General features: G+C 33.9%; 10 protein-coding genes, 5 tRNA genes and 1 pseudogene. All 16 read left to right on the top strand.

The window, feature by feature from the left end:
- Nucleotides 1-27 precede the first annotated feature (27 nt).
- Nucleotides 28-108 (top strand) — tRNA-Tyr (locus SCSH_RS10605).
- A gap of 6 nt (nucleotides 109-114) precedes the next feature.
- A tRNA-Trp gene (locus SCSH_RS10600) sits at nucleotides 115-185 on the top strand.
- A 14-nt stretch (nucleotides 186-199) separates the two neighbouring features.
- Nucleotides 200-272: transfer RNA gene (locus tag SCSH_RS10595), tRNA-His, on the top strand.
- Between the two features lie 10 nt (nucleotides 273-282).
- A tRNA-Gln gene (locus SCSH_RS10590) sits at nucleotides 283-354 on the top strand.
- A 14-nt stretch (nucleotides 355-368) separates the two neighbouring features.
- Nucleotides 369-452 (top strand) — tRNA-Leu (locus tag SCSH_RS10585).
- A gap of 127 nt (nucleotides 453-579) precedes the next feature.
- Nucleotides 580-890 (top strand): annotated as a pseudogene (locus SCSH_RS11400) (transposase family protein); the annotation flags it as partial.
- Nucleotides 891-1,159: 269 nt separating this feature from the next.
- Nucleotides 1,160-2,035, top strand: a complete 876-nt coding sequence (locus SCSH_RS10575) for an XRE/MutR family transcriptional regulator (RefSeq protein WP_057491862.1) — start codon at nucleotides 1,160-1,162, stop codon at nucleotides 2,033-2,035.
- 481 nt (nucleotides 2,036-2,516) lie between these two features.
- A complete protein-coding gene (locus SCSH_RS10570) occupies nucleotides 2,517-2,750 on the top strand; it encodes an uberolysin/carnocyclin family circular bacteriocin (RefSeq protein ID WP_370695926.1) in 234 nt (77 codons plus the stop codon).
- 9 nt (nucleotides 2,751-2,759) lie between these two features.
- Nucleotides 2,760-3,887 (top strand): hypothetical protein, encoded by a 1,128-nt coding sequence (locus SCSH_RS10565; protein WP_057491860.1) that lies wholly within the window; start codon nucleotides 2,760-2,762, stop codon nucleotides 3,885-3,887.
- Between the two features lie 2 nt (nucleotides 3,888-3,889).
- A complete protein-coding gene (locus SCSH_RS10560; protein WP_057491859.1) occupies nucleotides 3,890-4,372 on the top strand; it encodes a stage II sporulation protein M in 483 nt (160 codons plus the stop codon).
- Nucleotides 4,369-4,959: an ATP-binding cassette domain-containing protein gene (locus tag SCSH_RS10555; RefSeq protein ID WP_057491858.1), complete on the top strand. Its 591-nt coding sequence runs from the start codon at nucleotides 4,369-4,371 to the stop codon at nucleotides 4,957-4,959. Before SCSH_RS10560 ends, SCSH_RS10555 begins: the two co-directional genes overlap by 4 nt.
- Nucleotides 4,949-5,431 carry a hypothetical protein gene (locus SCSH_RS10550; protein ID WP_057491857.1) on the top strand — a complete coding sequence of 161 codons (483 nt, stop codon included), beginning with the start codon at nucleotides 4,949-4,951 and terminating at the stop codon, nucleotides 5,429-5,431. Before SCSH_RS10555 ends, SCSH_RS10550 begins: the two co-directional genes overlap by 11 nt.
- A gap of 765 nt (nucleotides 5,432-6,196) precedes the next feature.
- Nucleotides 6,197-6,838, top strand: a complete 642-nt coding sequence (locus tag SCSH_RS10540) for an ATP-binding cassette domain-containing protein (RefSeq protein ID WP_238581390.1) — start codon at nucleotides 6,197-6,199, stop codon at nucleotides 6,836-6,838.
- A 413-nt stretch (nucleotides 6,839-7,251) separates the two neighbouring features.
- A complete protein-coding gene (locus tag SCSH_RS10535) occupies nucleotides 7,252-7,986 on the top strand; it encodes an ABC transporter ATP-binding protein (protein ID WP_057491855.1) in 735 nt (244 codons plus the stop codon).
- A 10-nt stretch (nucleotides 7,987-7,996) separates the two neighbouring features.
- A complete protein-coding gene (locus tag SCSH_RS10530) occupies nucleotides 7,997-9,313 on the top strand; it encodes an ABC transporter permease family protein (protein WP_057491854.1) in 1,317 nt (438 codons plus the stop codon).
- Between the two features lie 179 nt (nucleotides 9,314-9,492).
- Nucleotides 9,493-10,099 (top strand): KxYKxGKxW signal peptide domain-containing protein (locus SCSH_RS10525; RefSeq protein WP_193743706.1); only part of this gene is annotated, 607 nt, incomplete at its 3' end.

The following is a 10,099-nucleotide window of genomic DNA, read 5'->3' as shown; positions in this document are numbered from 1 at the left end:
GTCTCGCGCCATAATAAATATGATTTAGGAAGGGTAGCGAAGAGGCTAAACGCGGCGGACTGTAAATCCGCTCCTTCGGGTTCGGGGGTTCGAATCCCTCCCCTTCCATATTTTACGGGCATAGTTTAAAGGTAGAACTAAGGTCTCCAAAACCTTCAGTGTGGGTTCAATTCCTACTGCCCGTGTTAATAATATTTTGGCGGGTGTGGTGAAGTGGTTAACACACCAGATTGTGGCTCTGGCATGCGTGGGTTCGATCCCCATCACTCGCCTATTTATTATTGGGGTATAGCCAAGCGGTAAGGCAAGGGACTTTGACTCCCTGACGCGCTGGTTCGAATCCAGCTACCCCAGTTGTAATTATATTAGCCGGCGTGGCGGAATTGGCAGACGCGCTGGACTCAAAATCCAGTGTCCGCAAGGACGTGCCGGTTCGACCCCGGCCGCCGGTATAGAAAAGCTCTATAATTTCTGTAGTGGGTAAAATCCACTGTGGAGATTATGGAGCTTTTTGAGTACCAAAAAAGTCCCATAAGACTTACAATGAAAAGCGACCAAACCATCATTAGAAAGTATCTTATGGAACACATCAATCATATCACATTACTCATCGGAATGAAAGACCAAAATACCAAAATAATCTTTGCTTATCAGCACCAATCTCACATTGAGGTGCAAGCAACCCTTGACTATCCTGCTCCTTCTTTCCCTCATTGCCAAGGCAAATGATCAGATACGACTGGCAGAAACCTTCTAAAATCCCTCTCCTTGAGCAAGCTGGGATGCCAACCCTTCTCAAGTTCAAGAAGCGACGCTTTCAGTGCAAAAACTGCAGGAGAGTAGTCGTCTCTAAGACGGATGTTGTCGAGGAAAACTGCCCTATAACTTCTGGTTCTGGTGAGAATTCTACCCACTACAGAAATTATAGAGCTAGAATCTTGCAAATCGGATACTGTATACTTTATGTGGATTTGAATCTATAAAATACTAACCTCTGTTTCTTAGTTTTGAGAGGCAGGGTTAAAAAATGATACATTTACGATATAAATAGACATAAGATGAAAAAATAGGTATGGTATAATAGAGTAATCATATACCGTTGAAATGAATAAGTATGGTAACTTCTATGAGAATGGGATTTTATTTAAGGAGATTTTAAATGTTAGGTAAATCGCTCAAACTTGGTGAACTATATAAAGAACTGAGAATGGCCAGAGGATTGAAGCTGAAAGATGTTGCTCGTGATAATTTATCAGTTTCACAGTTATCGAAGTTTGAAAACGGACAAAATATGCTAGCCGCAGATAAATTACTATTAGCTATTTCAGGTATTCACATGACATTTTCGGAGTTCGGTCATGCTTTAAATAATTATAAAGAAAGTGACTTTTTCAAAATAGGAAATAAGATTGTAGAACTCCAGTCAAAGCGAGACATCGAAAGTTTAAAGAAGATCTTAGATACTTATGGAGATTATGAGAACTTTGATACTTATAACCGACTAAATAGATTAGTTGTTCGTGTGGCTATTCATACTTTGGATCCTAGCTATATTATATCAGATGAGGATAAAGAATTTCTTACGACTTATCTTTATAATATCGAAGAGTGGACCGAGTATGAGCTCAATCTCTTTGGCAATACGATGATTATCTTATCAATTGAAGACTTAATCTTTTTGGGCAAAGCCTTTATAGAGCGGAATAAGTTATATATTTCCATTCCGACTAATAAGAAAAATGCGCAAATTGCTCTTTTAAATTTAATAATGATTCTTATTGAGAGCAAAGAGCTTTACCATGCCAACTATTTTATAAATTATTTAGAAAAGCTCTTAACGTATCAAGACATGTTTATCATTGTTTCTTTAAATTTTTTGAAACAAATGATTGCTTACCTACAAGGAGAAATAACTGATAAATCTGAATTAGAACATTACATTGATATGGTTGAAAAGTTGGGAAATCCAACAATGGCTATGTTTCTCAGAGCAAATATGGAGCAGTTGCTACGGAATTTTGACAGTAACAAATAAAAAGGCTATCAATGTTTTTTCTGATAACCTTTTTCGGAATTATTGTATAAAAGTTTACTTTTTATCTATAAAAAAGGCAATAAAAAGTATGGAAATACGAGAATTAATGCAACCAATCTTTTTAACATAAATAAACCTCCAGCGAATCTTAATAAATTAGAAAGCACCTCCGCCGCCATTGCCTCCACCAGTAAACAATTTAATAAGCCAATCAAACATATTAAGCACCTCTTTCTGTATTTTATGTTTATTATAACAGTCAACTTATCAGAACACTGTTTTTCTCAAATTAGAAAAAATATTAATAATAGTTTTCAGATTTGCGAATAAATTATTATTGAAATAATCAATGTTATAATCATAGTGTAAATATTTACAACAGTGACAATTGTCTTACCATTTTAAAAATAGAAAAGGGGATAAGATTATGAAATTATCAGATTCAAAAAAATTATATTATACTTCTATCGCCTGTGCAGTGATGGCTTTTGCCTCATTTGGTCTGCTGACCAGTCCTTTATTGGCTGGTGCTTTAGGAATTAGTACCACAGCGGCTAATCAAGTTGTAAATCTAATCAGTGCTTATAGTACAGTAACTACTGTTATTTCTATTGTTGGTGCCATAACGGGTGTCGGCTCCATTGGTTCAGGAGTAGCGGCAGCAGTTCTTTATATTCTAAAGAAAAAAGGAAAAGCAGCAGCGGCTCTATATTAAGAGGTAGTTATGAAAAAAAGATTTCTGCATGTGGATTCTGACTTTTTAGGTCATCTCAATACACTCGGGATGACCTTTTTATTCTTAATCGTTATTTTAGTAATCCCCAACAATAATTCAATCAATTTGAGGATGCAAGAACAAATCTTACTTGTATCTATTAGTCTATTTGGGACAATGAAACATTCAAGTGTTCTTTTCCCTTATCATCAGCAAAAGTTGGGGACTTTTTTTATCAAGCGTCGTTATATTTTAAGGCATATTCTTATTTCTGTTTATTATATTTACAGAATACAGTTTGTCCTTACAATCGTAGCTTTGTGTTACTTAGTCAGTAATCATTCTGTTAGTTTAACGTTGGCTTTTCTTGGCTGTGCTGTTATTGCTATAAATCTTCTATCTCATTTGTTATCTGGCATGTCAGCAATTATTAATCAAATCTTATTCTTAGGTTCTTTATTTTATCTAAGTCAAGGAAATATTGACTTATTGGTTCTAAATTTATTGGCATCACTGCTTATCCTTATAGTTTATACTCTTTCTCATTTTAGAATTGACGATTTCTTATTTCGCTTTATCAAGTATGAGAGGAGTGCGTTTTCCGATGTATCTTTGTTAAAGTTACAACTAATTATTTTTAAAAATAATCTTTTTCTGCTCTTTTTAATTATCGTTTTTAATTTATTGATAACCTATTTTGGTCAGCTTTTTTTTAATCACCTGAATAGGACGGTACTGGTTCCGGTTACTTTTTTGTATACTTCTATTTATTTGGCGTTGTTGGAACTTCTTATTGGTAATCATAGCGAGGATATAGATATTGATTCAACGCGCCACCGTTTGATGATTCTCAATAATCATTTAACGCTTTATGACAGATTTAAAGTTAGCAGTTTGTATTTGTGGACAGTTTATGCCAATTTTATACATCTTACTGCCTTGCCTGCACTTGTTGCAAGTTCTCCGTTTATTGTAACTGTTAAAGCGGTTATTTTAGTAATCTTAAATATTTTGATTGCTTTTACCTATTTCAGAAAACTGGATTATCTGGTATATGAAGAAAGGAATCATTTTTTAAGATATTCTTTCCTTCTGCTGTATCTTATTTGCATCATTTGTATGAGTTTGGGAGGATAATAGTGTCTGATAAAATTTTTAAAAGTTATTATATTATCTTTATTTTTAGTACTATTTTTATAGGAGTAATACTGAGTCTTGTAGTCAAATCTTCACTTTTTAAGTCTAGTATTCTGCCAGCTAGTCATCAGTTATTTGTTACTGTTTTAATAAATAATACGGGTAATTTTGTAGTTTATATTTTGTTTTTTGCCATTTCTCCCATATTACAATTTTTTGATCTTTTGGGTACTGTTTTTCAAATTAGTATGGGAATACAGTTAAATGGAGTAAGTTATACACTAAGCAAGCTAACACCGCATGGTGTCATTGAATTGCCCAATTTTTTACTCTATCAAGGCTTAAGTCAATATCTTTTGTATTATTCTATCAAGCAAAAAAGTTTTAAGAAAGGGTTGAAAAAGCAGCTATCTTTTTGGAAATATTATCTTGGATCATATTTTGTATTGATTTGTGCAGCTTTTTTAGAAGGGTATATAGGATGAAATTAGAACATGTGTCAAAAACAATTCGTCATAAAGTTCTTTTTGACGATACTTCCTTTCAGATTCATACGGGATTGCATCGTTTGACAGGTAAAAATGGCAGTGGAAAGAGTACTCTCATTCGCTTATTATCAGGACTGTCTGCATTTGATAATGAGAAAAGATTAAAGCTTGAAGGAGATATACTATTTCTTGATTTGAATCCAATTGGTCTGGCACCATTTTCTATTAAGGATAACTTCTATTTATTGTGTAAGACTTATCAGGTCAAGTTGACTCCAGAATTAGAAGCTAATGTAGAGGCCTTTTTTAGTGATTCCTATAATGATGATTACCTGCATGCTTCAGTTGGCACTAAATTAAAGCTGGGCTTATCATTGTTGCTGGTTAAGGAGTGGGACTATATTTTTATTGACGAAACTTTATCTACAATTGATAATGCTAGTTTAGAAATAGTGGCAAAACAGTTGGTTAAGCTGTCTAAAACATCCACAATTATTTATGTTTTTCACAATCTGTCCTGCCCGATGCTCGAACAAAATAGCCACATTCTTCATATAGAAGGAGGAAAGATTTGTGAAATATAAAACTTTTATTGTTTCGTTGGGAAATTTTCTTTGTCATCTTTTTATCTTGTTTTTATTTGTAGATTTATTGCTGAAAACAGGGATTTTAGACAAAAGACTATCAGCATTAAACGAACTAAAGAGTGTTATAACAGTGTCTCCTCAAAAGCTGGTATTTGTCATTTCAATTGTTAGTAATATTGTTAGTGCAGTGGTTGGGTATCTTCTTGCAAAATTTCTTATAACCTTATTTATTGAGGATGGGGAAATCTTTCTTTTTGATATACTGCTGTCTAGAACTATCATGTTGATGATTGACTGTTTTCTACTTTTAATCTATCCAACATCCAATCTTTTAAGTATTTTAAAGTTGACAGCATTTATTTCTATTATCATTATGTTTTCTATTAATTATCATAGGAATGATAGTTTGAAAACAGCTTTGCTTGCTGTATCTCCTTTCTTGTTCAGTTCCATTGCAGCCTTTTTTTAAAAAGAGTAACTTATATTATTTAGGTAAACTGACCGTATTATAGTACGTAAAAAAGTGATTACTATCAAATTGCTTCTGATCATTGTTGTCACTATAGGAGGATGTATAGCGAGCGTTGTTTTTTAACTCTGAAAAAAGAAATTTTTTCAATCAAATCTTTTGTCATAGGAGGATTATTCATCATTGTATCTGTTTTAACAGGGAATTATACAACTTCTATTAGTATTTTTCTCAATAGTAATGGAAGTTCGGATTTAATTGATCTTTTATTTGGAATTTATGGTTTTCTAGGCTACATTTTTTCTGGCCTTATTTCCAAGAAAGTAGAATCATAAACGATGAGATATGTGACTCCTTATTTATCTCGAAAAGCTATTGATTTAGCAAACTATTTTGTATCACTTTGTTATTTTTTAATTATCTTGGCAGTTTCTCTAGCTGTATTATTTCTGTTTAGAGGTGCAATTGTTTTCCAATTTATTCTATTATCTATTATAGTTTTTTTCTTATATCCAGAGTCTCGTGTTACTTATATTAACTGTTTCAAAAAGTGAAAGGTTTTCAACATTAATCAATTTTAAGTTTAGCTTTTCCGATTGTATATGGTATAGCTTATTTTAAAAATTGGCCTATATTGAAAGGTGTCCAATGGTTCATGCCTTATATTTATTTAATTAAAATGTGGGAAGTTGTCTTTTTGCTATTTCTTGCCATTTCTATTATTTTTTTAGGAATAAGCTGTTTTAAAAGAAAGGAAATTTAGAGATGATAGGATGCTTTAATATTATTAAAAGCTTTCATGGTACACCAGTTATAAAAGGGATTAGTATTGAGATAAAAAATGGAATGATAACGTCTATAGTTGGTAAAAATGGTGCTGGTAAGTCGACCCTAATTGGCTTGATAATGGATTACTACAGATGTGATTCTGGGGAGGTCAAAAAGGGAACAGTGCCTGTTATGCCTGATGCTGATAACATGTACTCTGACTGGACGGGTTTAGAATTTTTGGAATTCATTGCTCGACTTAAAAAGACAGATGTATCATACGCTGTAAATCTATCTAAAGAATTAGGCCTTTACAAAAACTTAAAAGGTAAGATTTCTGGTTACTCTTTTGGAATGAAAAAGAAGCTTTCCTTCATCCAATGTGCTGTTGGGGATTTTGATGCTTATATTTTTGATGAACCTACTTCAGGAGTGGATGTTCCGTCGGCATTAATCATGATGGATATTATAAAGCGCTTAAAAACAGCTGGTGCAGCTATTTTACTCACATCACATAACATAGATGAATTGGAACGTGTATCAGATTATGTCTATGCTATTGACAGCGGAACAGTTAAGAATTTAAAAAATCCAGACTCTACAGAAAAAGAAGTTTACAATTATTCATTGTTTGGATAGCTAAAAATTATTTAACGATGCTTCCATTAAGTTCACTAAAAGAATATAGATGATAATCATCTTGGAATTGATCTTAGTCGATCTACTTTGCCGAATGAATTATTAAGATTGCTTGTTAAAGTGATACCGTTTATGAGTTTTATAAAAAGAAGTCTGATTGAAACGGTTTATCAATCGGAATGAGGTTAATTAAAGATGGATCCTTATATTAATAATAATGATGTCATCCTATGGTCTAATGAGTTAAGAAAGCGTGGTATCCATAGTTTAATTTATTTGAACTATAATGCTGGACATAGTGGATTAAGAAACGAAGATATTAATCTAACAATCAATGTGCTGAATTATTTTTTGGAACAAATTGGAAATTAGTTTCTTCATTGTAATTGGTTTCAATATAGGAAGGAAGGCATATGAAAAAGGCAAGTGCTTTAATTGCATCTCATGTATCTAAAAGCTTTCAATTAGATAAGAGTAAGGCAGTTTCGGTGTTAAAAGATATTTCACTTACGGCAAGATATGGGGAGTTTATCTCTATTTTAGGTGTCAGTGGTTCGGGAAAGTCTACATTATTAAAATGTATTTCTAGTTTACTGGAACCGACAAGTGGAGATGTCATGATAAATGATGTTGCCCCTTATAAGCTTAATAATAGAAAACTCGCCAAGCTAAGGCAAGAGAATATTTCCTTTATTTTTCAATCTTATAACTTAGTTCCTGCTTTACCAGTTATAGAAAATATCGCTTTACCCTTACATTTATCCCATAAAAAGGTGAATAAACAAGAGATTAGGGATTTACTGAGACAAATGAAATTTCAAGCAGATATGAATTCATTTGTCAATACTTTATCAGGTGGAGAACAACAGAAAGTGGCAATTGCTCGAGCAATTTTATCAGATAGTCAGCTTATCTTTGCTGATGAGCCTACAGGTGCTTTGGATAGTACTTCTAGAGAAGTCATTTTTGATTTATTGCGAGATATGGCTAACAGAGGGAAATGTGTCTTTATGGTAACCCATGATATCGAATTGGCTTCTTATACGGATAGGGCTTTGGTTTTGAAAGATGGTAATATTTATAAAGAGTTACAAGCCCCTTCAGCTCAAGATCTCTACCAAGCTTTAGAGATTGATAAGCATAACTAAGGAGGATTCTATGCTAAGGTTGATTTATTATCAGTTTCAATATTCTAAAAAGCAGTGGCTGGGTACAGTGCCAGTCCTATTTGTAGCTAGTCTAGTTGCAGGAATAGCAGTAAATGGTATTATAAGCATTTCAAAAGATCCATCGCTAGCTAATAGTGATAATGGACCATCTGTCGTCTTTAATGGATTGATTGTATTTGGTGGTTTAACCTTGTTCTTATTGGTTTCAGGACTTATCCAGTTTTTAATATCTCTTTTTAAAAAGGATTATGAACTATGGACAATTTTGGGAGCTAACCGTTCACAGTTGTCCTTTCTTATCAGTGGGCAGCTTTTTATCATTGCCTTTATTACCAGTCTATTTGGCTCCTTTCTGTCTATTTTTGCGACTCAGAAGTTTTATAACTACCTACAATTGAAAGTTGGAAAAGAATTAATGCCTCCTCTATCAATCTCATTTGATATGTTGGGCTGTTTATTGACAGTTTTAATTGTATCTGGCATCGCTGCTATTAGTGGATATCACTACTCATGGAAAAATTTAAAGAAAGTTTCGGGACAGCAGAAACGAAATCTGTCTCTTTCTATGGGGAAAGCAGTTATGGTATTGTTACTTCTTTCTTCTTGGATTGCTTGTATTGTCGCAGTTTTTCTACCTCTAAATCTAGTAGAAAGAGATGTTGTCGCTATAAAAATGAGTCTAGTAACTACTTTATTATTAGTGAATCTGATGATAATTCAACTCATTTCTCCCTACATACAGATATTTGTCATCGAAGGATTGAGCTACCTGTTTTCTTTCTTAGATTATCATTTTACCATTTCCAAATGGCTAGTAGTATACGATCGTTCCTATTTAAAGTTATTGCAATCGTCTGTGACAATGGCGGTTACTCTCATCTCAGGCTTTCAAATATTCTTAGCAAGTACAGGAGAGGTGAATACTTTACTTTCTTTTCTCATGTATCTTTTGGCTCCGCTTTTACTGATACTAGCCAATATTATTTCGATCACCGTATTAGCTTCTGACAGGGCTAGAGAAGATGCCAATCAGTTTGATTTACTAGGATTAACAAGAAGGGATATCGGCCTCGTTCGTTTTTGTGAGGGTCTTATTCATGCTTTAACAACTTTCATCGTTGCTTTATTATTTAACTTTCTAGTATTTATGGTAGCCGATTATGTTTCTAAGGAATTTCATAGTCTGCCAGTCAAAACTACTGGTCTATATAGTTCTGGAATTATTATTTCACTCATTTTGCTTATCCTTATTTTTATCACAAAAATGACTGTTGCTTTACCTAACTCAAGCAGCAGAAAACAATAAACTTGGTAATGCTTATTTTGAACATAGTTATGTAATTGATACGCACTCCACTCTAACAGCACTCGTTGATAAACGTAAAATTAAAAAATTCACTTTTGAGAATTTCTAAAAATCATAAAAAGATATGCTAGGATACTAGTAGTTCATGAAAATGCTATAAATTAAGGAGGAAATAGTTAATGAAAACTACACACTATAAACTTCACAAAGTGAAGAAACAATGGGTGGCAATTGCTGTGACAACTATGGCTGGTCTGTCTTTGATGACGGTTGGGACTACATCATCTGTTAGTGCCGATAGTCAGCCTCAGGATTCTCAAGCGGTTCAAGTAACTCAGAACGATCAATCAGTCGTTGGTGATGGGGCTCAGGTTAGTAGTTCTGAGCAACCTATTCAAGCAGAAGAAAGTACAACTAATAGCCAGTCTGCTTCTGCAGAGGAAGTGACTAAAGCTAACCAGCCCCAAGCAGGTTCTATCGCTACTCAAGATGATCATCAGGATTCACCTGAACTTAATCAAACTACTGCCGACTCGGGCAATCCAAGAGCTGAGGGTGACTCGGTCACCCCTGCCTCTGATGGTGGTGTAGTCTATGCCCAAAGTCCTCAGCTTGTTAGTCAATCGGAACAATTAACGACTACAACTAAAGGTATCACAGAAAAACAGATCTCAGAGCCAGTTCCTGTGGAGAATCGAGTTACCGCCTCAGATGCTCAGCGTGCAGAGATTAATAAAATTTTGGACGATCACTCATCTGGGATTTCCACTTTAGATGCTGCAGCTC

It is taken from the genome of Streptococcus orisasini (assembly GCF_001431045.1).
Taxonomy (GTDB): domain Bacteria; phylum Bacillota; class Bacilli; order Lactobacillales; family Streptococcaceae; genus Streptococcus; species Streptococcus orisasini.
The sequence above is the reverse complement of the archived record's forward strand: the minus strand, read 5'-3'. Positions and strand labels throughout refer to the sequence as shown.

Bases quoted from the DNA above. Each gene is read 5' to 3' on its own strand.
- SCSH_RS10565 (WP_057491860.1), top strand. From the start codon at position 2,760: ATGAAAAAAAGATTTCTGCATGTGGATTCTGACTTTTTAGGTCATCTC.
- SCSH_RS10570 (WP_370695926.1), top strand. From the start codon at position 2,517: ATGGCTTTTGCCTCATTTGGTCTGCTGACCAGTCCTTTATTGGCTGGT.
- SCSH_RS10575 (WP_057491862.1), top strand. From the start codon at position 1,160: ATGTTAGGTAAATCGCTCAAACTTGGTGAACTATATAAAGAACTGAGA.
- SCSH_RS10530 (WP_057491854.1), top strand. From the start codon at position 7,997: ATGCTAAGGTTGATTTATTATCAGTTTCAATATTCTAAAAAGCAGTGG.
- SCSH_RS10535 (WP_057491855.1), top strand. From the start codon at position 7,252: ATGAAAAAGGCAAGTGCTTTAATTGCATCTCATGTATCTAAAAGCTTT.
- SCSH_RS10540 (WP_238581390.1), top strand. From the start codon at position 6,197: ATGATAGGATGCTTTAATATTATTAAAAGCTTTCATGGTACACCAGTT.
- SCSH_RS10555 (WP_057491858.1), top strand. From the start codon at position 4,369: ATGAAATTAGAACATGTGTCAAAAACAATTCGTCATAAAGTTCTTTTT.